The organism is Burkholderia sp. BCC0322 (assembly GCF_902833045.1).
Taxonomy (GTDB): Bacteria; Pseudomonadota; Gammaproteobacteria; order Burkholderiales; family Burkholderiaceae; genus Burkholderia.
Map to the genome: position 1 here is coordinate 92,124 of NZ_CADFDU010000010.1, position 22,384 is coordinate 114,507.

Below are 22,384 nucleotides of genomic sequence, written 5' to 3' on the forward strand. Positions count from 1 at the left end.
ACGCTCACCCGCGGGCCTTCGCAGACCGCCGATTCGATTCCGGTTGATGTGTTTGTGAGGCAACCTGCAGGATGGCTGCTTCGATATCAGCCTCCGTGAACGCACGCTGTTTCTTGGCACCTGGCAACGATGCCTTGGCTCGTACCGGTAACCCTCGATTGGCACGCGACGGCGAACCCGAGATCCGCCGGTTGTCGCGCTGCGCCTGGATCGCTTCAGCCACCTGCAGCGCATGACTCAGACGCTTGTGTTCGATGATCGCGCCTTGATCAACCTCCGCCAGCTTGTCGTAAAGGCGGCATCGCAATAGCTCGCCATCGGCCCGTATTTCGATCCGGCCATCCGGGTACTCCCAGACGTCGATGTAGCGATGAATCAGTTTCCGATTCTCCAGCGTATCGTCCAGCAGATACAGCACCCGGTCGTACAGCACCGTGAGCGACTTCGAGACCCGACGCGTTTCGCGCCAGGTCATCACCCGGTCCAGATTCTCGTCGTCTCGCAGCGGCCGGTGCGCATTGAAGTCGCTGCGCGGCGGCTTCGCGAAGCGACGATTGAAATCAGCGATGAAGGAGGGCGCATACGCGTTGGCGTCGGTGACCGTGCTGATGCCGCGCAAGCGCATTTCCTTGACCAACCGGTCCTGCAGCGTCAGGTTGGCCCGTTCCACACGCCCCTTGGCCGAGCTGCTGTTCGCGCAGAACGTGTCGATGTTCAGCTCATACATAGCCCGGCCAAACTGCGTCACGCTGCCGCCGGTCTTGCCTGCGGTCGGGCTGCGGAACACGCTGTACTTGTCGCTGTAGAACGCCACCGGCTTGCCGTAACGTTCCAGATATGCCCGCGTCGCCTCGAAGTAGCTGAACGTCGATTCGGTCGTCGTAAAGTGCAGTTGCATCAACCGGCTCGTCGCATCGTCCACATACACCAGCAGCGTGCAGGCCGGCGCCCGCTCCTCGAACCATCGATGATCGCTGCCGTCGATCTGGATCAGTTCACCCAGGCACGCCCGGCGCGCTCGCGGTTGGTAGACCTTCGGCGGTCGTTGCCGGCGCGGAATCCAGAGCCCAGCATCTGTCATCAGCTTCCTGACCGTTTCCTTCGACAGCTGCAGCCCGTGGCATTCGCAAAGCTTCTCGCAGGCCAGCGTCGGCCCAAAATCGGCGTAGCGCTCCCGAATCAGGCCCAAGGCACGATGTGCCAAATCCTCGGGCAGTTGATGGTTGCTCGTATGGCCACGTCGCTGCGAAACCAGCCCGGCCGGGCCAGCAGCCCGATACCGGGCGACCAGCCGTTCAATTTGCCGTCGACCGATCCCGAGCCGCTCCGCGGCTCGCCAAGACATCAGGCGCTGCTCGATCACAGCTTCCACGACCTTCAGACGGTCCAGCTCCCGCATGCTCATGGTGATCAGTCCAGGTTGGCCCACGATGCGCTCCGGCAGTTCGAACCGCCGCCAGCATGCGCCGAAACCCTTGAACTACGACATTTCAACTTTGCTCAGATGCGACATTACAACTTTGCTCTTACACCAAAACTATCGATAATTTAGCTTATGTAAAGTCGGGCTGCTAGCGAAACCAGTACTTCTGTCAGGTTGAAGAAAACTGTTTGTAAACATACTTACAATCGCTTACACAGTTTCGCCTCTCGCAACGCCTATGAATGCTGCCACCTGCCGTCACGGCGCGCTAGACGATTTTCTCGCGCTCACGGACGGCCTGTCCATCGTTCGAATCGCGCAAATACTCCGCTGCTGCACCCGCACCGTGCGCAATTACGTCGCAGGTCGCTCACCGATCCCGTGGCATCGCATCGAAGTCCTGCGCTTACTGGCGCTCGAATCCGACCGCGCAGCACATGAGCCAACGGCGTCCAGCGCACGCGTCGACGCGCCGTCGCCGGTTCGCGCGAACATCGAGCCAGACCCGGACGCCCCGGACGTGCCGCCCGATGAAATGCTGGCGTGGGTCGGTGTTCATGCGCCGCACTACCTGTCGAGCCAACGCAGCCTCACGCACTACATTCGCGGCTGGAACGTCGTCGATAAAATCCGCCGCGCCAAGCGCGCCGGCACGTTTGCGGCTGTCCTCGTGCGATGGCGCACCGTGTCGCTCGAACTGCCGCGCATGTGGCGAGCCGGTCCGCTATGGTCCGGAATCGGGCCTCCAGCTTACATCCCGAAAACAAGCGAGCCGTAACGCTTGCAACCGCAATCTTCCGGAGACACGTTCCTTGTCCACCTCTATGTAATCGAGTGTAATCGATTCGACCTCGCGCATCTCCTAGACTGGCACCACTCTTTCGCACTCCATTCGGAGAAAATTCTTCAAGACGAAAGAGATTTCGATTCATCAAATCAAGTCTGTTTTTTCACCTGGAGAATAATCATGAGTGATCAGAATGTTTTGACGGCTCGTGGACGCAAAATTGTTACCGAATCATCATCCGGCACGCCACTTATCTATTGGGAAGTAATTACCGATGACGGCGTATGGAAGCATGCCGAGGGGTCGGATTACATATTTTCTTTCGTCCCCAATTCATGGACTGATGCGGAAAAGAAAGTTGGCTACGAAGCCTTCAAGGCCGCACTTGAAGTCCCGAATAAAATCAAGGAGGCGGTGAAGGCTACTTCCGGCACCGTGGTCGAGGAGGGAGTGTATATCGATGATCCCGACGTAATGGTCAAAGCACTAAACTCTATTGATGGCATGGCTCAGACCGGCGACACATCAGGTGAACAGCAGGGAGATGATTATGTCGCTGATATAACAACTGGATTTTTTCAAGTTATTCTCGATGGGCTTGGCGGCGACGTGACAGCAATGGAAACATACCTCACGACCCAGATGGGTGATTTTCAAATGCAACTCGACAAGGAGCATGATTTCCATCACTTCGGGAGCGTAATCGGTATGGTTTCCGTGGATACTGATTTTGATGTTGCAGTTACCACCTTCAAGTATGTCTACTCTGATTTATCCACCGCCGCATGGGTTGAACAACTGAGCTGCAGTAGTCAGAGTAAATTTTCATATGACTACAAGTACGAGGTAATTGATTTTCTATACGAGCCAAATTAGGCCGGAAATGGAGAATTGCAATAGAAGCAAACGGTTGCTACCATTCCTCGCGGAGCACATTCTGAAAATCTAATGCGCGCTCTCCTAAACAGAAACGCCCGCACATGCGGGCTTTTTTCTCCAGCAATTGAATCGCGTAGCTGGACCGTACTAACGGATCAGGATGGCACAAAGTTCGCGTAAAAAACGGTGTCATCGTCACCGTCGCTGTTTGGACGTAGATAGAGCTGCTGCCCGGCTTCAACCGGAAAAGCCAGCGTGGCAGACTCGAATGTGAAACTTAGCTCCAGCCACGCATCGCAGTGGTCAAACTCGGTAATACCGAAGCGGGTGTTGGACTCGGCACTCCCTAAGCGGTTGCTGGGGTCGTCACTATAGGCATAAATTCCAGGGTGTTCTAGAAAGCCGCCGATGCCACTGCCCGGGGGGCCACCGTACCCTACGATTCGCCCATCGCCCGTCTTCACCGCAAACGGTGTTGCGCCTTCCCAGTTGAAGTGGCAGTTAGGATCTGCGTTAGCCTGATCCTGAGTCATGACGTCGACACACACGCTCCCGTCCGGATGGACGCGCGCAAAGAAGGTTTGGTTTTCTCTGGCTTGCAAAGTAAACATGATGGCTCGCTTATATAAATCGATTCTGGCACCGGCCCACGGGTCGCAGGGAAACTGCGCATCACCTTACTGATATCTGACAGTCCGGCTGCTAAACGACACACCCTATATTGATCAGACAATACGCATTGTCTGAGAAAGTCCGCGCATTCGTCCAGAGCTAAATCGTGCGGCATTGGCGATAGAACACGCCTTTCTCATCCTTTCCGGAAGTGTGTTCTGTGCCGACTCGTCGTCGGATCGTCGCGCATCTCCATTTCGAGCGATGACGTGAAACCGCCGCTTCCGTCGATCCGAGACACAACGCGTTTCACGAGCCACGGCGTCGAATCGATATCCGGTTTGAAGCCCTTCGCGTTCACGGTCATTTCGGGGTACACGTCGGGTCGGCCGAGCGCGAGCGTCATATCGAACGTTGCCTGTCCGCGCTGCGTGCGCGCGTATTCAGCCTTGGCCGCCGCTTCCGCATCAGCGCGCGAGCCGTAGATTTCCGGTAACAGCTTCGTGCTGCGGTTGTTTTCGCCTCCGACGATCACGGATTCTTGCTTGCCCTTCTTCGACGTGTGCCAACGCGCGCGCACCGACGTGTAGCTTTCGCGCTGCGAGACGTGATAGCGATACGAATCGCCCTTCGCCTTCCGGATCTCGAGCGTCGGCAGCGGCTTACCACTCGCGCTCGTGCCCGCGCCGATCGACATGAACAGCAGGCGCCCATCCTTGACCGTCATCACCGCGTCGTACCGCTTCGCGAGCCGGGTCAAAAATGACATGTCGCTTTCGCTAGTCTGGTCGATGTGCGCGATCCGGGTTTTCGCAAGCGCGTCGCCGAGCGTAGGCGTCAACTTATGCCGGGCGGCAATGGTCTTGACGATTTCGCCGATCGTCTGTCCGTGCCAGCTTTTATCGCGCCGCTCGTGCATGGCATCCGTCATCGACGCCGAGCGCGCGCTCACCGTGATCCGGTCAGGCGCACCGTGGAACTCGAATTCATCGATCGTGAACGTGCCTTTGTCCACGAGCGTTTCGCCCTCCCACCCGATCGACAGTTTCAGTTCGGCGCCGCGCTTCGGCAGTTCGAGATCGCCGCGCGTGTCGTCCAACACCAGACTGAGCGAATCGGCTTCGTCAGCGCGGGATTCGCTCAACGTGAGATAGACGAGATACGGCGCGATCGTGCGTGACAGGTCGCGCCCGTCGAGCGTGATGCGGTAGTCGGCGTATGGGACGAGGCGCCGCGTCGGGAGCTTGGTCGATTGCACAAAATCCGCCATTGCCCTACCCCTTCTTTGCCTTCGGCTTCTTCGGCTTGACGTATGGCGGCGTCGCACCGGGCGGCGCCTTGTCGAGCGATCCGCCCGTCGGTTCGCTCGTCGCGGCGCCGCCGTCAACCGACGCCGCGAGTGCGCGATCGTCCACACGCGTGATCGTCAGCGTGAATTCGATTTTCTGCGGCGCACCTAGGATCGTGAAATACGAGTGCGTTTCGTGTAGCTCGTCGATTACGTATGCACCGTAGACGACGCCGCGCCCGTCCACGAGCACATACGCATCACCCGTGTCCGCCATTTGGGAAATCAGGTCCATCGAGATAGGCGAGCCGAGCACGCCCGTGGCGATCATGCCCTGCATGGTGAACGTGTCATCGCCCGGCCCGGCGAACTGGCGCGCGTCACGCGCCCCCACGCGCGAATTGCTCGCAAACTTCCACGTGCGCCGCCGCTGCATTTCGCTGAACGGCGCCGTGAGTGTCCCGAAAACGAACTGTCCGAGTGAGAGCAGCATAGCGACCTCAGTCCGACAGGCGCGAGCTGACGCGACGACGATCCTCGCGCTCGACCTGATCAATCACGCGGCGCACGGCCGCCTCGAATTCCTTCACGTTGTCACCATTCGCTACGTTGATCGTGATGTAGTAATTCCGCGTTCCATTATCCACGGGCGCCGACGGCGCCGCGCTCGCGGCCGACAGCGGCGGCCGGGTATCGATCAGCGGTCGCATTTCGAGCGGCGACGGCGCAGCGTTCGCTGTCAGCGCGCCGAACGTGATCGATGCGGCCCCGGCGAGCCGCGCAGCGGCACCGGCTACGCTCGCGCGCTCGCCCTCGATCCCTTGCGCCGCGCCCTGCCCGATGAAGCCGCCGAGCGCCGCGAAAACACGGCTCGGGCTATGGATGCCGAGCTTTTCCTTGAACCAGCCGATCGCGCTTTCGCCGACGTTGTGCAGCGCCGTGCGTAACGCGTTCATGCCGTTCGTGATCCCGTTCACGAGCCCGTCAACGATGTTGCCGCCGATTTCGACAAAGCGAGTCGCGAGCCCGGACATGTACGACTTGATGCTGTCCCAATGCCGAACCACCACGCCGAGCAGGGTCCAGTTCATGAAGAAATCGAGTATCGCACCACCGGCACCCATCGCCGTTTGCTTGATCCAGTCCCACGCCGCGCCCGTGGCCGCTTTGATATCGTCCCAATGGCGCACGATCGCGCCGACGATCGTCCAGTTCATGAAGAAGTCTGCGACGGCCTGCGCAGCACGCAGCACGCCGGATTTGATCAGTTCCCATATCGCGAGCGTGATCGCCTTCAGATCGGCCCAATGATCGACAATGAAGCCGACTACGGTCCAATTCATCAGGTAGTCGGCAATCCAGCCGCCGACCGTTTGCACCGTCCGCTTGATGCCGTCCCACAGCTTCGCGAAGAAGGCGGAGATCGGTTTCCAGTACCGATAGATGAGGTATGCCGCCCCGGCGATCACCGCGACGACAGCGGTAATCGCAAGTCCGATCGGGTTCATCAGCAGCAGGCGGCCCACCGCGAAAATCATGCCGCCGAACGCGCGGAATGCCCCGCCCACCCGGGCGAGTGCCCCGCCTACCCGACCGAGTACACCGTTCAGAATTCCACCCTGGCCCCCGAGCGTCGACATGCCATATTGCACGAGCGCAAACGGGCCGATGAGCGCCGCGAGCCCGATCGTCAGCGAGCCACCGACCACGAGCACCGCGCCGAGCGCCGCAAAGCCGATCGCCAGTGCGCGCGCCGTGCCCGCGTTCCGCTCGGTCCATCCGCTCACGCGCTCGATCAGGCTGGCCGTCAGTTCGAGTCCGCGGTTATACAGCGGCAAGATTTTCGACCCTAGCTGTTCCTCTAGAATCGCCTTCTTCGACAACGCGTCGATTTCCTTACCGGCCTTCCCCGTCGAAGTACACGCGCCGGAAAACGGATCTGGTCAATTTCGTGTTCATCGATGGTTTTCTCGACCGCCACCAGTTCGACACGGGCTCGATCTTCCAGTTGATGGAGCCGGACGTGAATCAGGAGGTGTACGGGATGCCCGAGTACATCGCATCGCTGCAATCTGCGTGGCTGAACGAATCGGCCACGCTGTTCCGGCGCCGCTACTACGCGAACGGCTCACACGCCGGGTTCATCCTGTACCTGAACGACCCGAACATGGACCCGGACGACGTAGACGCGATCCGGAAGGCATTGCGCGACTCGAAGGGAATCGGCAATTTCCGGAACCTGTTTCTGCACTCGGCCGCGCGAAGCAGCGGCGGCGAGAAAGGCGCGGTCCAACTGATCCCGATTTCCGAGGTCGCAGCGAAAGACCAGTTTTTCGACATCAAGAACGTAACGCGCGACGACACGCTCGCGGCCCATCGCGTTCCGCCGCAGTTGCTTGGCATCGTCCCGAGCAATACGGGCGGGTTCGGCGCGGCCGACACCGCTGCGCGCGTGTTCGGGCGGAACGAAATCATGCCGCTGCAACAGCAGTTCCTGAAGATCAACGAATGGGCGGACGAGGAAATCGTCCGATTCATGGACTACATCGTGCCGCCGGCACTGGCAACCACGCCCGTCCTGTAATCTCAATCGACATATGATCGCGTGTTAGCACGGATGGGCGCGCCTTTGCAGGCGTCGGGAATTCCCGACGCCGCCCGCACCTGCGCCACGCAATTAAGATTGCGCGCCCAACTACCTTTGATGTGGCAATTGGATTATTGAATTTGCGAAACAAAATCAACTACATTTTTAAGCGATTCCGCATAATTCTTGGCGGGAATGGGCACCGAAGTACCGTCTGGCATAACATAATTTCCCGATTCTGGTAATTTATGCAATGGTATTCCGAGGCTTGCAGACACTTTTGCGGATGTATGAAAATCCTTTGTATTTGCAATGAAATAATCCTCCCAATCAGCCTTGCTACTAATTGGCCCACTGCAGGGAGCAAAAAGAGACGGGTAGTTTACATACTGCTGATAACAGAATTCAACCAACTCGTTTCTAACAGATTCAAATGCATACGCAACGCCAGAATTGGTTGTAAAATTATTAAATACAAATTCATACAAAACTGGTAGCGGGAGACCAAAGCTCTTTGCCTGACTATTAAAAGTCAGCATGTCCTCAGCATACGTTTTCAGTGCCGCCGATGGATACTTTCCGTAGAGCAGCATCATGAGACTTTTGCCGCCTTCGAGCGAACTAAAATCAGCCATCATTGGCACAATTAGCCGATCAGCGGACACCAGCGCCATTTGAGTGCATATCGAAAAGCTCGGGTTGCAGTCTATAAAAACGGTCAGCTTTTCGTATTTTTCTCTATCAAATTCCAAATCACAAAGGCGACGAATAGCCGTCATGTATTCTGCCCAAGCTTTTTATTCGCCGGATTGATGACCGCATAGTTCAATGCGAGCGAAAGCGATTCAAGAAATTAATCACCCGCAATCAAGTATAGATTTTCAGGAATTGAGTCATTCAGCGGGTGAACTTGAATCGAGCACGAACTTTTAATGCTAGTAAAACCTGAATTACCTCGAAGGAGTCAGTCCATGAATCCGACAATATTCTTTCGAGTGCTCTGAGACTGTAATCTTTGGTTTGTTACATAGCCCTTGTGGCCGCCACCCAGTAAGAATTGAGAAATATTTGCCTGTGGGCACAGATCAATCACGATCACTTGTGTGTCTGGATGATTGGCAGCATAAAGGCAGGCAGCATTCTGAGCGAGTGTCGTTTTGCCGACTCCCCCCTTGTTGTTGTAGAACGCGTAGATTGTTTGACTCATTTTTGGTCTCTCTCTTATGTTACGGGACTCGGCCGATGCGGCTCGGGCAAAGCACTTTATCAAAAAACTTACCAGCAGCGTCAGATTCACTACCGTGTGAATCGGTCGCCGTCGAACGAGCGCTGCCCCCGGAGTTTCCGCTATGCGTCTAATGTAGCGCTTCGTGCGTCTGGCTGCGTCTGAGAATTTCCGCCGAAAATCGCCGAACCCCGCCCCGCGCGGGCCCGCGCCGGGCGGGGTTGTTGCGTCGGAAAGTGCCCCGTTTTTGCAGCGGGCAGGCGCGGAGGGGACTGCGCTATCTGGGGGCCGGGACGCGGGGCCAGCCCGCCCCCTCGCACCGTGCAGCAGGCGCCCGCCGAGCCCGCGTCCGGCCCGCCACGGGCACGCCGACGACCCGCCCAAGGGTCGGGACGCATTAAGCGCCGAACCGCCCAGAAGCCCGGAAATCGCGCCGAGCGCGGAGTGCCGGTTTCGGGGTGTGATATCACTTTTTGATTGCACGTTGATATCATTTTCTGATATCATCTAGGCATGAAATCGAAACACGCCCGCACCCTCGCCGCGATCTTCACGAAGCCCACGTTGGGCGGGATCGTGTTTTCTGATATTGAATCGCTCGTCGCCGCACTCGGCGGCGAAATTCACGAAGGCGCCGGGTCGCGCATCGCCTTCGAACTGAACGGCACCCGCCGCTATCACCACCGCCCGCACCCGGGCAAAGAGGCGAAGCGGTATCAGGTGGAGGATCTGCGCGACTGGTTTATCGAAATGGGAATCAAGCCATGAACAACGCCATGTCTTACAAAGGATATTTCGCCCGGATCGATTTCGACGGGCGCGATAACATTTTCGTCGGCCACGTGCTCGGCGTGGACGACAAGATCAGTTTCCACGGCGAGACGGTGGACGAACTGTCGCGAGACTTTCATGCGGCCGTCGATCATTACCTTGACGACTGCAAGCGCGCCGGGCGAGAGCCGCAGAAGCCGGCGTCCGGCAAACTGATGCTGCGCATCGATCCGGCCGTGCATGCGCGCGTCGGCATTGCCGCCGCCCTGTTGGACGAAAGCATCAATCAATGGTCGGAGGAAGTGTTGGGGCGCGCGGCCCGCGAAGTGTTGGAGCGCGCCGGTTTCGCGAGCGACGAGCGCGCTGCGACGCATACTGCGTGAACGTTAGACACTCCACGCGAGCGGCGACTCGATCAACGTGGCAGGGCACCGGCCATGGCTCTGCGTGACGTATCGCGACTTTGGGAGTTGGCGTAAAAGAACCACGTTCGGGGATCGTATGAAAATCGTGTACGCGGCCTTTTTAGCGATGCTGTTTGCCTTAGTATCCCCGGCGTTCAGCGCCGACCTCCCAACGGACTATGACCCTGCAGAAACGCGATGCGGCTTTGATGACGCCAGCCTAAATAATGTACTCAGCCAGCTCGCTTACGCTGACCAAGTGCTGCCAAACATTCCGCCCGAAGAAGACCGATACCTGACGGTAGAAAGTGCCGCCACCAAGAAGATCTACGACGAGGAACTGAAGAAGAACAATTGGAAGACGCCGCTTCAAGGGCAAGGAAACACGCGATATGCGGCACTTGAAGCGCGCCCTCTATACGTAGTCTGGAACCTTCGCAAAGAACTTGTGGAGGCACAACGGAAGATCACTGAGATTCTCAAACCTTCAGTTCCAGTCTTTGTGACATACCGGAAAAATCCGGACGCGGAAAAGCTCGAACGCGCCACACGAGCACTCCTTTCAGTGACGGAATACTCTCTGCGCATGCAAGACTTCTTAACAAGACAAAATCTTTCACCAAATAGCGCTATGATCACGTCGGACCAGTGGAGTCGGCTTTACAGCGGCGCACTGACGCTAAATAGCGACTTGGGGTATTTCATGAGTTGCAAGCTGGCGAAGATCATGGGACGGCAGTCGTTTAACTGAACCGCTGCCGCTTGCGCTCGGATCTGACTGCCATTCGTGATCCGGCGACGCGGCGACGTCACGCCGTTGCCGCGCTCCATCACCGCAAGCGCTTTCACCTCCCGACTCGCTCACGCGCGTTCATGATCGCCCCGCGCAGGTCGGCACCCTCACCGGACACGGGCTTTTCGATCACGTCGAACACGTCAACGCGAAACACCGGCTGTTCGCCAGTCACGTGCATTTTGCTGATAGTGACGTTGCTTTGAGCCGCAAGCCAGTCGAGCAAATCGGCATCGTTTGACCTGGCTGCTTTCTTCTGCTCGCCGACCGCTTTCAGCGCCTTGGGCGTGACCTTCGTCTTACCGGCCGCCGCCGCAATCTCTTTCGCCGCTTGCAGGTGAGCAACCGCATTCGCGCCTTGTTCCTTCATGACCTTGACCGCGCTCGTCGCCGAAACTGCCCCCGACGTGACCATTTCCTTGATCGGCTTCGGCGCGGCCACGAGCGTGAGCGCGTTTCGAATCGAGGCGACGTTGCGCGTCAAGCGTCGCGCGATTTCCTTCTCATCGATTCCGCGGCCGATCAGGCGTTTTATCACCATCGCCTCGCCGAGAAGCGTCAGGCGGCGGCCGGAGTTATCGAGAATCAGGCCGAAAATCCGATCTTCTTCGGTGGTGCCGCGCACCTCATTGATCACCGGCAACGCTTCGATGCCTGCGCCCTCGCGATTCGCGAGCAACACTGCATCCCACCGCGTATGACCGTCGGACACGTACAGATATACGCCGTGGCACGGCTACAGCGTGTATGGCAACTACGGGCGTTCATTCCAGGTCGGCGTCGGTGCCGGTGCGTACAAGATCCCGCCGCGCACCGGCAATCTCGCGCCATCGATCAACGACGGCTGGGAACTGGGCGTGAAATTCCAGCCGGTGGAATGGCTTGACGGCCGCGTTGCTTACTGGGAACAGCTCGCGACCAACGAGGTGCGCCGCAAGCTGAACGACCCGACCGGCGATTACGACAATCTCGGCAAGACGAAGCGCCGCGGGGTCGATCTGCAGGCCAACCTGCGTGTGGCGCGGGATGTCGGGCTGTGGTTCGGGTACACGTACCAGATGGCGCGCATCGTCGATCCGGGGCCTGCGAGCCCGGCGAGCGCCGGCAAGCAGGTCGATCACGTGCCGAACCATCTGTTGTCGGCCGGAATCGACTGGCGGGCAACGCCCGAGCTCGACGTGTCGGCATGGGGCAATGCACAGAGCGCGTACTACCTCGAGCAAACCAACTCGACCGGCCGCTTCGGCGCTGCGGTGACCGTTAACGCGCGAGCCGCCTATCGCGTATCGAAACGGGCAACCGTCGAGCTGCAGGTGACGAACCTGTTCAACCGGTTCAACGAATACGCCTGGTACGACGGCTCGCAGACCCTGCATTCGCCCGCGCCCGGCCGGGCCGCGTTCGCGTCGCTCACCGTGCGCTACTGAAACATCACGGCATGCGTTCAATCGAAAAAGGGAATTTCCGCATGGTTACGATGGCATGGCACTACACGGTCATGTTGCACTTCGAGTCCATCATCATGAGCGAAGTCATCCTGCCGAAAGCGCTCGACATGGCACCGGAAGCGAAACCTGTCGCGTGGTTTTCGCGCAATCCCTACTGGGAGAAAACGGCCAACAGACGGGCGATCGCCCCGGGCACCGGTGATCGCGTGACATTGACGATGTGGCAAACGCGCCAGGCCGGCGGTGGACTCGTACGCTTCGGGATCGACGCGACGAAGCTGCTTCACGATCAGGCACTCTGGCGGCGGGCGCGGATCGAGGACACGGCACGCGACGCGCTCGTTGCAGCAGGCGTGCGTCAAGGCGCGGATCCGCTCGAATGGTACGGATCGGTCAAACCCGTTCCCCTCGAGCGGCTCGTCATCGAGTCGCTCGACGATACGTACCGCTGGCAGACGTTCAAATGGTAGAAGCATGCCGGTGCGTATCGGCACCGGCATGCTCGTTTGCCGCGCTTACTTCGCCATCGTTCCCGGCGCCTTCACCGTGCACTGCGCGGCGACTTTCTCGCCGTCGCCGAACATGAAGGTAAGCGGCAGCGTCGTACCGACCTTCAGCGGATGCGTCGGCTGCTCGAGCATCACGTGATAGCCGCCTAGCGCGAACGACAGCGTGCCGCCGGCCGGTACCGTCGCCTTGTCGACCATCACCATGGTCGACGTGCTTCCGTTCGATTGTGTCTGGTTTCGTGTTCAATCGTGAGGTAGCGATCATCCATGCGTACACCCTGTCAATTTCGTGTTGATGGTGTAGGGATACATCGGTAACACGGTCGCCCCGGCTCGACAGCCCATTGCTGTTTCACCTTGCGTTTGCCCGGCATTTGGCATCTGGCGTGGCGACCTTAAAATATCCGTGAGTACTCGAACCGCAACCTCCATGAGCAGCCAAGAAACTCTCGACGTGCCTGTCAAAGAACGGGCAACTATTGTGTGCCTTCAGCCTTCGCGATATCGGCACGCCTGATGCACCTGCCGGCGTCCGAGAAGGCAGCAGGGAATAGGATTCCCCGCCGCGCTTCGATACTGCTCATGCGAGTTCCACCGGACCGTGATCGTCGCAATGATCGCCATGCGGGTGATGAAGACGGCCGTCGACCAGGTAGTCGACGTGATCGCCGTGCGGTACCTGCTCGTGCCCACAGCCGGGGCCGTGGACGTGGCCCGACTCATGGCCGCCGCAACCCGGCGTGCACTGGTCGGGATTGTTTGCACTGACCTCGACCTTGTGTTCGTCGACGTGATCGCCATGCGGATGATGCAAATGGCCATCGTGCAGATAGTCTACGTGGTCGCCGTGCTTGATTGCGGTGTGTCCGCAGCCCGGGCCATGCTGATGGTCATGGTGAGCATGATGAGGTTCGTTGCATGGGCTCATGCTTGTCTCCTTTGTCCGCACGGGAACATTCGACGACCGCCTGGCGAGCCCCTTCGAAAGAGGCTTCGACGGGGGGGGAGCCTGCCTGGCGCAGGCATGCGCCATCAGGAAACGAAACCGGAACGCGAGGCACGTCCCCTAACAATACTCCCGGCCGACCATGAGGGCCAGTCGGCATGGCTGCGTCGAGTGAAACTCACCAACCTGTAACAAACAGGGACATTGTGCACGACGAATGCAATGTTATATCATCTCGATCCTGGCGTGACGCGCGTTATGTTTGCTCATGCCGGCAAGAAGCTTCCCGTAGACGGGAAATGACGCGTCAGAAATGATATGTTATAACATTTCAAATCGTTTCGATGTGCCTTTCAGCGTGCTCTCGCGGGAAAAAAACGACCCCCATCCCGAAGCGCACCATGAACCTCCATCGCTTGCTACTGTCCCGGGCTGCCGTCCTGGCAATCACTGCGTTCCTCCAGGCCGAAGCTTTTGCGGCCGACGCCGGCACCACGCTCGCCGGCACCGTCGCCGATGTGCAAGGTCACGCGCTCGCCCACGCCCGCGTCGCGCTTCAGGACGCCGATGGCCACGCAGTTGCGCACGTGCAGTCCGGCGCCGACGGCCGTTTCCGGTTCGAGAATGTCGCGCCCGGTACCTATGCGGCAGTCGTCGACGCCGCCGGTTATGCGACCGGCACGAGCGTGACGACGGTCGCGCCAGGCCAGACGCCCGCGCCGCTCGACGTCAAACTCGGCAAGGACGCCGGCGCGCTGGACGTGACGGTCAACGCGAAACGGCTCGATCGCGCACGCAATGGACTGCTGCCGGACGTCGGCGCCAGCGTCTACCGATTCTCGCAGGCCGACATCGAGACGCTGCCCCAAGGCGAGAACACGCCGCTCAACCAGGTGCTGCTGCAGGCGCCGGGGGTGGCCTACGATTCGTTCGGTCAATTGCACGTGCGCGGGGATCACGCGAACCTGCAATACCGGCTGAACGGCATCATCATTCCCGAGCCGATCAGCGGCTTCGGACAATCGCTCGACACGCGGATCATCGACCAGGTGAACTTCGTCACCGGCGCCCTGCCCGCGCAATACGGCTACCGGACGGCCGGGGTCGTCGACATCCGCACGAAGTCCGGCGACACCGGTAACGGCGGCACGATCGACGTCTACGGCGGCAGCCATCAGACGATCCAGACGAGCGCCGACGTATTTGGTTCGAGCGGCCCGCTCAGCTATTACTTTTCAGGCACGCTCGGCGAAAACAATCTCGGCATCGAGGCGCCTACTTCGAACGGGAATCCGCTGCACGACCACACGCGGCAAGGCAACGCATTCGGCTACATCTCGTATCTGCTGAATCCGCTCACGCGCGCGAGCCTGATGTTCGGTGCAACGAGCAACCGCTTCGAGATCCCGAATACACCCGGCATCGCGCCGGTGTTCGCGCTCAACGGGAACTCGACATTCGACTCGGCCGCGCTCAACGAGACACAGGCGGAACTGAACAATTTCGCGGTGTTCGCGCTGCAAGGCACGAATGGCGGCGCACTCGACTATCAGGTCGCGCTGTTCACGCGCTACACGCGCACGAAATTCAATCCTGATCCGGTCGGCGATTTGATTTTCAACGGCGTCGCGTCCGACGATTTCCACAGCAACCGGGCGAACGGCGTCCAGGCGGACTTCACCTATCGCCTGAACGACAGTCATACGTTGCGCGCCGGCATGATGTTCGAGCGCGAGCACGCGGCCTTCAACGACAGCGTCGCCGTATTTCCGGTCGACGGCAACGGCAATCCGCTGTCGGATCAGCCGACCACGATTTCGGACTCGCACGACAAGTCCGGCTATCTCTACAGCCTCTATGCGCAGGACGAGTGGAAAATCACGCCAAAGCTGACGCTGAACTACGGACTGCGTATCGATCGCATGAGCGAATATGTGCAGGCCGGCCAGTTGAGTCCTCGCATCGGCCTCGTCTATCGGCCGACCGAATCGACGACGTTACATGCGGGCTACGCGCGTTATTTCACGCCGCCGGCGTTTGAACTCGTGTCCGATTCGACGATCGGCACCTTCAATGGCACGACGAACCAGAGCCCGAGCGCGCAGAACGATCCGGTCAAGCCCGAGCGCAGCCACTATTTCGACGTCGGCATCGCGCAGCGACTCACACCGGCACTCACGGTCGGACTCGACGCGTACTACAAGAAGGTGTCCGATCTGCTCGACGAAGGCCAGTTCGGCAGCGCGCTGATCTTCACGCCGTTCAACTACCAGTACGGTCGCGTATACGGTCTCGAATTCACGTCGAGCTACAAGCAGGGCAACGTTTCCGCGTATATGAACGTCGCGTATAGCCGCGCACAAGGCAAGAACATCGAGTCCGCGCAATTCAACTTCGGTCCCGACGAGCTCGCTTACATCGCCAACAATTGGGTGTATCTCGATCACGATCAGCGCATCACGGCATCGTTCGGCGGGGCGTATACGCTCGGCAAGACAACCTTCAGCGCCGACGGCATCGTCGGAAGCGGCCTGCGCAGCGGCTTTGCAAATACCGATCGCCTGCCCTGGTACGCACAGGTCAATCTCGGCGTGCTCGAGCACTTCGAGGAACCGATCGTCGGCAAATTCGACGCGCGCGTCGCGCTCGTCAACACGTTCGGCCGCGTCTATCAACTGCGGGACGGCTCGGGCATCGGCGTCGGCGCGCCGCAATTCGGACCGCGGCGCGCGATCTATGCCGGCCTGACCAAGCACTTCTGAGTTCCAGATCACACGAGGTAACACACGATGAATGAATGGGCAGGTTTCACGGATGCGTTGCGCATCGGCGGCTGGGTCGTTTATCCGCTCAGCGCGCTCGCGATCATCGCACTTGCGATCACGCTCGACCGTGCATACGTGTTCTGGCGCTTCACGAGCGGGCGCGGCAGCGCTGCTCGCGCACTGCCGGAGCGGCACGTGACACGTCGACTCGCTGCGATCTTCGAGCAAGGTACGACGCCGCTCTGGCACGTCGAGGCGAAGCTCGATGCCGCGGCGCAGCAGGTCGAGCGCGACATGAGCCGCGGCCTCTGGCTGCTCGAAACGATCGTCACGGCCGCACCGCTGCTCGGCCTGCTCGGCACGATCGTCGGGATGATGCGCTCGTTCCGGCTGATTGGCGGCGACGGGCTCGTGAGTCCCGCCGGTGTGTCGGGCGGCATTGCACAAGCGCTCGTCGCGACTGCGATCGGCCTTGTCATCGCGCTCGTGTCGCTGTTCGAATTCAACTATTTTTCGCGACGCGTCGACAGATTGATGGACGATCTCGAATCGTTCGCGAACGAACGGCTCGCCGAAATGCGGCTGGCGCACGAACAAGCGGCGGCGTCATGAAACTGCGCCGTTCGCGCGCATCGAAGCGCGGCCGTATAGAGATCATTCCAATGATCGACGTGATGTTTTTCCTGCTCGCGACATTCATGTTGACCTCGCTCGCGATGCAGCGTCTCGACGCGGTCGGGATCAATCTGCCGCGTGGACACGCGCAGCAGTTGCAGGCGGATCGGCCATTGACGCTGGCGATAAGCCGGACGAACCAGATCTTCGTCAATCAGCAACCGGTGTCGCTCGACCGCGTGAACGGGTCCGTCGCCCATCTGCTCGGCCGGAATCACGATATTGTGATCGCGGCGGACGACGGCGCAACGCATGGCATCGTCGTGCAGGTGATGCTTGAAGCGCGGCGGGCCGGGGCCGAGCATTTTCTCATCGCGGTTCATCGTGACTAGGAATGCACTCGAATCAGGTTCGCCACCCGATCGTTACGGGCGTCGGTTCGCGGGAACGATCGCGCTCGCCAGCGTGATCTGGGGCGCGTTTCTTGTGAGTTCGACGCGGCTATTCTCCGGCGACGAACCGGCTCCGCACGCCCCGGATTCGATTCAGATGCAACTGGTCGAACTGCCGCCAAGTGCGCCACCCACGACGCATGCGGCATCGAAAGCGGCACCCATCGAACACACCATATCGAGGCCGGTGCCGCTACGGCCACCGCAGGCGCTCGCGCCGGTTCGGCCTGCTGCCGCCGCGAAGCGGTTCGATCCGGCTTCATCGCACGACGCGCTGCCGACGCAACAACCGGTTGCGTCGCCGGAGACACACACCGCGCATGCGGCACTCGACGATGCGCGGTCTGCGTCTGCGACGAAAGCGGACGCCGCCACGACTCGTTCAGCCTCGGCGGGCAATGCGCAGGCACGTCTGATTTCGCAGCCGCTGCCCGAACTACCCGACGATTTGCGCGAGCAGGGATATCAGGCAATGGCGGTCGCGCGCTTTCTTGTCCATGCAGACGGCACGTTCGACATCGATCTTGTCAAACCGACGCAGAATCCTCGACTCAATCAAATCCTGCTCGAGACGCTGCGCCGATGGCGCTTTTTCCCCGCGATGGAAAACGGGCGTCCTGTCGAGAGTCAACAGGACGTACGCGTGCATTTCAATGTGAATTGAGCGATTTGGGTTGCCCGCGCGAAGCAGGGGTACGCGCAAGCCCTCGCAGTCATGGCAATGTGCAGCGCGTTGTCGCGGTGATCCGAGCCGACAGGCGATATCGAGTGTGAATCCTGTCGGCTCCGGCCGCCGCCAGGTAATTGAGCAGCCCCGAGAGGATGCTGAGTGCCTGACGACGGGCGCACCCGGCAAGTGGTTCGGCAAAAAGACCGTTGCGAGCGCGGCCGAGCCGATGGACATCGATGTTGACGTCATGAGCGGCGCCGCTGTTCAGGCATTTCACCGCCGAAGAGCCATGTTATATCTCGTGCTCGCATGACCGGCAGTACCAAGAGGATTATGTGAATGCGAGGCCTGCGTGAACCGTGGGCACCACGCCGAAGATCAGCGTTTTTCCAGGGTGAACCTCGAAGGTTGCATTGGCAATCGAGTGTGATGACAAGTCAGGTCGGACCGTGACTCGCGAAGCCTGAGGAGTAGTACGACCCTTGAATTCGCCGGACGAGACCAGTCAGAAAGAAATTGATTTTATCGGGTTTTGTTTTGGGGCTGAGCGCCAGCCCTTGTCGCGGCTAGACCGGCCTCCAGTGGTAAAGTGCACGAAAATCAAGAGAACCCCGTTTTGTGTCGCATAGTCCTTAGAAGCATTACAAGCGGACGGGACCGTATGCACTCTCGACCTCGTCGCCGTCTGGTCCAATCGAATAGCGACTGATACCGCCCATCGGCGCGGCAGACGTTCCCTGCCAGCAAACCCTTGTAAAATCGCACGCCATGAACGCACTTCGCCGCATCCTGCTCCGGCAACGCGTCGCGCGACAGCTTCTGTAGGGGGCTCTTTGTAACGCTGCTGCCCGGGCGGCTGACGTCTAGCGCCATAATGCTCGATACTGACGGTTTGGACGCGGGCTCGGTTACGCTGTGTTCGGGGGGCGGCCCGCTGATCGTCGACGTGGCAGCACTCGTCACCCGATTCGATGCAGGTTCGCCGATCACGCAGGCCAACGACGCGCTCGCGCATGACCTGCCGTTGACCTTCATCGCACGAGCACGAAATAGGATCGTCCGCGTGGCGCCACGACTCGGACACCTTGAAGCTTCTCACCGTAGCCCAGCCAATGACCCAAGACAATCCGGTTTCCGTTGTGCAGCAGCTCGTACAGCGCGGTGCTATTGATGACGCTCGACGCTTGCTCGACGACCTGAAGGCCACCGACGGCGGCACCGCACGATACCTCCATGCATGCGCTCAGTATCATTATTTCCTTGGGGAATTCGAACACGCGGTCGACCGATCCATCGAGCTTACGCAGCGCGAGCCAGGCTATACGAACCATCGTTCCATCTTTTTCCATGCGTGCGCCCATCTCGGCCGGCTGGACGTTCTCGACGCGCAATTCGAAACACTCGTCCACGGCCTCAATGAATGGGAGCGCGAGCAGGTACAGCTCGAAATCCTGTATCTGTTCGGCCGCGACGACGACATCATCGCGAGATCCGTGTCATACGAGGCCGCACACCACGCTGGCGCGATTCCGCATGCGACCGCTATCCAGTTGAGAAAAATCCGCAGCACCTCGCTGATGCGGGCTCACGGAATCGCCGCGGGAATCGGCGAATATGCGTCGGCTTATACGAGCCGATCGGCCGTGGCGGAGATATACGGAATCAAGGATCCCGGCTACTGGTGTGGCGACACCCCATTGCCGCGCGTGCTGCACTACGTCCGTGGCGGCGGTTTCGGCGACTGGCTCCAGTTCATCCGCTATCGCACCCTGCTCGCCCAGGCCGGCACCGAACTCGTGTGTCACGAGCCCTGGCCGTGTCCGGACGCCAATCAGGCCTGGTTGAACGACTATCGCGACATCCGTGCCGACCAACTGGTGGCACCATTCGCCGGCAACGCTCCGTTCGATGCAATGTGGGCAACACCGTTCTCCCTGTTCACCGCGATGTTCCCGCTGGCCGGCTACCTGCCGGCGCGCCGTGCAATGTATGAGGCAGCGCCCTCGCCCGAGGTGTCCGAACAGGTGGCACGCATTCGCCGCGCCGCGCGCGGACGCCCATGCTGCGCGTTGTTCTGGTCGTCGAACGAATCCGCTCACGGGGATTTCGCGTGGCGGAGTCTGCGCCTGCAGCAGATACGTCCGCTGCTGGAAAACCAGGACGTACACTGGATCGTATTCCAGCGCGGTCTCGAAATGCAGCGATGGCTCGCCGACGACCTGTCCCACACGACCACCAACCTCGATGCGACGACCGACCTGCGTGCGCTTGCAGCGCTGCTGTCCGCTGCGGCAGACCTGGTCATCAGCGTCGACAGCGGGCCGCTGCACCTCGCCGCCAGCCTCGACTTGCCGACCATCCTACTGTCGCCGCTCCACGGAGACTGGCGCTTCGAACGATCCCCGACCTCGACACCGTGGTACCCGGGAATCCGCGTCGTTCGACAACCAGCCATCGGCGCCTGGGATGCAACGGTCGCCGACGCACGGTGGATGCTCGAGAGATGGGCGCAAACCGGAAGGCTATCGTGAAGCGGGCTTGCGTGTAGAGGCCCGCGCGGATCAATCCGCCTCGGGATCGTCCAATGGTGCGGATGTGACGTCAGTGATCCTGCAGCCGCAGGCAGTTGGCGCCAAAACGACTCGCCCAACGTAAACAGGACCTGCTACTGTGCGACCGCAACACCTGGGAGCCCGCAAGTCAGCATCGACGGCTGCCGTTGACCTGCTCCCCGCGTTTGGTGCGGTGACAGTGGAGAGTCCGCTCCAGAGAGAAACGCAATGAAAAAAGCGATTCACCGAAGAACAGATCATCGGCTTCTTGAAGGAAGCCGAGACTGAACTGAAGCCGACAGCGCTGTGCCGCAAATACGGCATCCAGGAATGCGGCCTGGTACAACCGGAACGCGACCGTCGGTTGAACAACACTCAGTATCTCCGCCTGAGCCAACGCTTCGGCCAGCGTGTCTGCGTCGCGGCCCATTCGCGTCAATCAACGACGTACTCATTCCCCGATGACAACCCATCTATTTCATTCAAAAAGACCGATGAGCAACCTGTCATACGCCTCGATTTGTCGAGGATTTGTTGACAAAAATCCCCCGATTACTTCACGCTGCCGATTCTTATAATCCTGCCAATTTTCGTCGTGATATTCTATCGCCTGCTGGAGTCGAAGGCCGCCCTCTTCCACATCATTTCCATTATAAAAATAACCAAGCTCACGACAGAGGCCAGCGTTATGGACCATCGCATAACCGTTCCAGCAAACATCGAAATAGAAATAATTCAATGCAAGCCCCCATTGATGGGATATCACAATATCGGTAAACTCGGAAAGAAATTGAGGGGTATTATAATATCCGACAAAGCTTATTTTCGAATCCCTAACAAGATCCAGGTGGTGCGCGATTCCGATAAATTCCGGGCTGCCATTTGCAAGATGTTCCGTGTTCGTCGCATGCACATAGGATATCTGCGAACCACATTTCCGATATCCCAACTCAGCGATCAAGAGTGGATAGAGGCAAAACTTGGTAACGTCGATATTCGGCTCCATGATGGATAGCCTTTTGGGTTGCCCGGTTGGACGATATTCCCCGCGATGCGGGAGAGCGGCCGATCGCTCTTCAACGCACATCGGATCCCAAACGAACGGCACCTCTCGAACAGGTTGGCGTCGCAATACGCTGAAGAAGCTTGCGCTGGTCTCGGCAACTTGCGGGATGATCCATACTTGATCATAACGTTGATTGATGAATACCGTTTCCGCATGCCGTCTGCCAAAAATCATGGCCTGCATCATGTGCACGTATTCCGGACCGCAACAGTAGCTCACGACTTTTGCGCCGCGCGCCTGCAGATACGCGGTTTGCGCCTGATCAATCTGCCCACCGAGTTCGATCAGGACATCAAGCGAGTCTTTCGCATCGTCGAACGAGCGTATTGGGAACTGCGTGGTATCCCATGGAAGTTCCGACGTGATCTTGACGTTCGTCGTGTTGACGAGGGTTACCTGATGGCCAAGAGGCGAGTGTTGAAAGAGCCTCATTAGATACAAGGCGTTCTGCTTGATGCCGTTGACCCAAAGACTCTCTGCCGCATGATGAAGGCCAATTGTAATGCCGATACTGAGTGAGCGCGCCAAACTCATGGGAGGTTCTCCAGTATGCACATTCAATAAAGAGCTAGATCATAGCTCTCCACTTGTT

Annotated in this window: 24 protein-coding genes and 2 pseudogenes; 14 read left to right on the top strand and 12 right to left on the bottom strand. The window is 59.3% G+C overall.

The genetic code is table 11. The annotated features are described in order from the left end of the window. Nucleotides 1-4 precede the first annotated feature (4 nt). A complete protein-coding gene (locus HWX39_RS25035; protein ID WP_244135094.1) occupies nucleotides 5-1,429 on the bottom strand; it encodes an ISNCY family transposase in 1,425 nt (474 codons plus the stop codon). Nucleotides 1,430-1,661: 232 nt separating this feature from the next. Between HWX39_RS25035 and HWX39_RS25040 the strand changes: the two genes are divergently transcribed. Continuing rightward, on the top strand, nucleotides 1,662-2,201 hold the full coding sequence (locus tag HWX39_RS25040; protein ID WP_175970490.1) for an IS21 family transposase: 540 nt from the start codon (nucleotides 1,662-1,664) through the stop codon (nucleotides 2,199-2,201). A gap of 189 nt (nucleotides 2,202-2,390) precedes the next feature. After that, a complete protein-coding gene (locus HWX39_RS25045; protein WP_175970491.1) occupies nucleotides 2,391-3,086 on the top strand; it encodes a hypothetical protein in 696 nt (231 codons plus the stop codon). Between the two features lie 158 nt (nucleotides 3,087-3,244). On the opposite strand, the gene HWX39_RS25050 is transcribed toward HWX39_RS25045, so the two are convergent. From HWX39_RS25050 to HWX39_RS25065, 4 genes are all read right to left on the bottom strand, one after another. Continuing rightward, nucleotides 3,245-3,700, bottom strand: coding sequence for a hypothetical protein (locus tag HWX39_RS25050; RefSeq protein WP_175970492.1), 456 nt, complete (start codon nucleotides 3,698-3,700; stop codon nucleotides 3,245-3,247). 197 nt (nucleotides 3,701-3,897) lie between these two features. Further along, on the bottom strand, nucleotides 3,898-4,971 hold the full coding sequence (locus HWX39_RS25055; RefSeq protein ID WP_175970650.1) for a phage late control D family protein: 1,074 nt from the start codon (nucleotides 4,969-4,971) through the stop codon (nucleotides 3,898-3,900). A 4-nt stretch (nucleotides 4,972-4,975) separates the two neighbouring features. Beyond that, nucleotides 4,976-5,482, bottom strand: coding sequence for a phage tail protein (locus tag HWX39_RS25060; RefSeq protein ID WP_175970493.1), 507 nt, complete (start codon nucleotides 5,480-5,482; stop codon nucleotides 4,976-4,978). 7 nt (nucleotides 5,483-5,489) lie between these two features. Further along, nucleotides 5,490-6,872 (bottom strand): hypothetical protein, encoded by a 1,383-nt coding sequence (locus HWX39_RS25065; protein WP_175970494.1) that lies wholly within the window; start codon nucleotides 6,870-6,872, stop codon nucleotides 5,490-5,492. 20 nt (nucleotides 6,873-6,892) lie between these two features. Between HWX39_RS25065 and HWX39_RS25070 the strand changes: the two are divergent. Beyond that, a pseudogene (locus tag HWX39_RS25070) lies at nucleotides 6,893-7,573 on the top strand (phage portal protein); the annotation flags it as partial. 134 nt (nucleotides 7,574-7,707) lie between these two features. On the opposite strand, the gene HWX39_RS35950 reads toward HWX39_RS25070, so the two are convergent. Next, nucleotides 7,708-8,355, bottom strand: a complete 648-nt coding sequence (locus tag HWX39_RS35950; RefSeq protein ID WP_208458856.1) for an AAA family ATPase — start codon at nucleotides 8,353-8,355, stop codon at nucleotides 7,708-7,710. A gap of 185 nt (nucleotides 8,356-8,540) precedes the next feature. Then, entirely contained in the window at nucleotides 8,541-8,783 is a 243-nt protein-coding gene (locus tag HWX39_RS35955) for a ParA family protein (RefSeq protein ID WP_208458857.1), read from the bottom strand. 531 nt (nucleotides 8,784-9,314) lie between these two features. On the opposite strand from HWX39_RS35955, the gene HWX39_RS25080 reads away from it, so the two are divergent. From HWX39_RS25080 to HWX39_RS25090, 3 genes are all read left to right on the top strand, one after another. Continuing rightward, entirely contained in the window at nucleotides 9,315-9,569 is a 255-nt protein-coding gene (locus tag HWX39_RS25080; protein ID WP_015875749.1) for a type II toxin-antitoxin system HicA family toxin, read from the top strand. Next, complete coding sequence (locus HWX39_RS25085; RefSeq protein WP_175970495.1) at nucleotides 9,566-9,955, top strand: type II toxin-antitoxin system HicB family antitoxin; 390 nt, start codon at nucleotides 9,566-9,568, stop codon at nucleotides 9,953-9,955. Before HWX39_RS25080 ends, HWX39_RS25085 begins: the two co-directional genes overlap by 4 nt. Before the next feature lie 118 nt (nucleotides 9,956-10,073). Then, nucleotides 10,074-10,727 (top strand): hypothetical protein, encoded by a 654-nt coding sequence (locus HWX39_RS25090; RefSeq protein ID WP_175970496.1) that lies wholly within the window; start codon nucleotides 10,074-10,076, stop codon nucleotides 10,725-10,727. Nucleotides 10,728-10,821: 94 nt separating this feature from the next. Here the strand turns inward: HWX39_RS25090 and HWX39_RS25095 are convergent, their stop codons facing one another. Further along, nucleotides 10,822-11,451: a hypothetical protein gene (locus tag HWX39_RS25095; protein WP_175970497.1), complete on the bottom strand. Its 630-nt coding sequence runs from the start codon at nucleotides 11,449-11,451 to the stop codon at nucleotides 10,822-10,824. A gap of 61 nt (nucleotides 11,452-11,512) precedes the next feature. Between HWX39_RS25095 and HWX39_RS25100 the strand changes: the two genes are divergently transcribed. Both HWX39_RS25100 and HWX39_RS25105 read left to right on the top strand, forming a co-directional pair. Further along, entirely contained in the window at nucleotides 11,513-12,196 is a 684-nt protein-coding gene (locus tag HWX39_RS25100; protein ID WP_244135095.1) for a TonB-dependent receptor, read from the top strand. 95 nt (nucleotides 12,197-12,291) lie between these two features. Beyond that, nucleotides 12,292-12,687, top strand: coding sequence for a hypothetical protein (locus HWX39_RS25105; protein WP_175970498.1), 396 nt, complete (start codon nucleotides 12,292-12,294; stop codon nucleotides 12,685-12,687). A gap of 45 nt (nucleotides 12,688-12,732) precedes the next feature. Here HWX39_RS25105 and HWX39_RS25110 read toward each other — a convergent pair. Continuing rightward, nucleotides 12,733-12,945, bottom strand: a pseudogene (locus HWX39_RS25110) (copper chaperone PCu(A)C); the annotation flags it as partial. A 361-nt stretch (nucleotides 12,946-13,306) separates the two neighbouring features. Continuing rightward, nucleotides 13,307-13,654, bottom strand: coding sequence for a hypothetical protein (locus HWX39_RS25115; RefSeq protein ID WP_113194545.1), 348 nt, complete (start codon nucleotides 13,652-13,654; stop codon nucleotides 13,307-13,309). A 419-nt stretch (nucleotides 13,655-14,073) separates the two neighbouring features. Between HWX39_RS25115 and HWX39_RS25120 the strand changes: the two genes are divergently transcribed. The 6 genes from HWX39_RS25120 to HWX39_RS25145 all read left to right on the top strand — a co-directional run bounded on the left by HWX39_RS25120 (nucleotide 14,074) and on the right by HWX39_RS25145 (nucleotide 20,705). Continuing rightward, on the top strand, nucleotides 14,074-16,434 hold the full coding sequence (locus HWX39_RS25120) for a TonB-dependent receptor (RefSeq protein WP_175970500.1): 2,361 nt from the start codon (nucleotides 14,074-14,076) through the stop codon (nucleotides 16,432-16,434). 27 nt (nucleotides 16,435-16,461) lie between these two features. Continuing rightward, nucleotides 16,462-17,049 carry a MotA/TolQ/ExbB proton channel family protein gene (locus HWX39_RS25125; protein ID WP_175970501.1) on the top strand — a complete coding sequence of 196 codons (588 nt, stop codon included), beginning with the start codon at nucleotides 16,462-16,464 and terminating at the stop codon, nucleotides 17,047-17,049. Further along, complete coding sequence (locus tag HWX39_RS25130) at nucleotides 17,046-17,444, top strand: biopolymer transporter ExbD (RefSeq protein ID WP_175970502.1); 399 nt, start codon at nucleotides 17,046-17,048, stop codon at nucleotides 17,442-17,444. Before HWX39_RS25125 ends, HWX39_RS25130 begins: the two co-directional genes overlap by 4 nt. Nucleotides 17,445-17,601: 157 nt before the next feature. Next, complete coding sequence (locus HWX39_RS25135; RefSeq protein ID WP_175970503.1) at nucleotides 17,602-18,168, top strand: energy transducer TonB; 567 nt, start codon at nucleotides 17,602-17,604, stop codon at nucleotides 18,166-18,168. A 106-nt stretch (nucleotides 18,169-18,274) separates the two neighbouring features. After that, on the top strand, nucleotides 18,275-18,487 hold the full coding sequence (locus HWX39_RS25140) for a hypothetical protein (RefSeq protein WP_175970504.1): 213 nt from the start codon (nucleotides 18,275-18,277) through the stop codon (nucleotides 18,485-18,487). 772 nt (nucleotides 18,488-19,259) lie between these two features. After that, nucleotides 19,260-20,705, top strand: a complete 1,446-nt coding sequence (locus HWX39_RS25145; protein WP_175970505.1) for a glycosyltransferase family 9 protein — start codon at nucleotides 19,260-19,262, stop codon at nucleotides 20,703-20,705. A gap of 169 nt (nucleotides 20,706-20,874) precedes the next feature. On the opposite strand, the gene HWX39_RS25150 is transcribed toward HWX39_RS25145, so the two are convergent. Both HWX39_RS25150 and HWX39_RS25155 read right to left on the bottom strand, forming a co-directional pair. After that, the gene (locus HWX39_RS25150) at nucleotides 20,875-21,156 is read right to left on the bottom strand and encodes a hypothetical protein (protein ID WP_175970506.1); all 282 of its coding nucleotides are present in this window, start codon (nucleotides 21,154-21,156) and stop codon (nucleotides 20,875-20,877) included. 48 nt (nucleotides 21,157-21,204) lie between these two features. Continuing rightward, nucleotides 21,205-22,326, bottom strand: a complete 1,122-nt coding sequence (locus tag HWX39_RS25155) for a DUF2827 domain-containing protein (RefSeq protein WP_175970507.1) — start codon at nucleotides 22,324-22,326, stop codon at nucleotides 21,205-21,207. Between the last annotated feature and the right edge of the window lie 58 nt (nucleotides 22,327-22,384).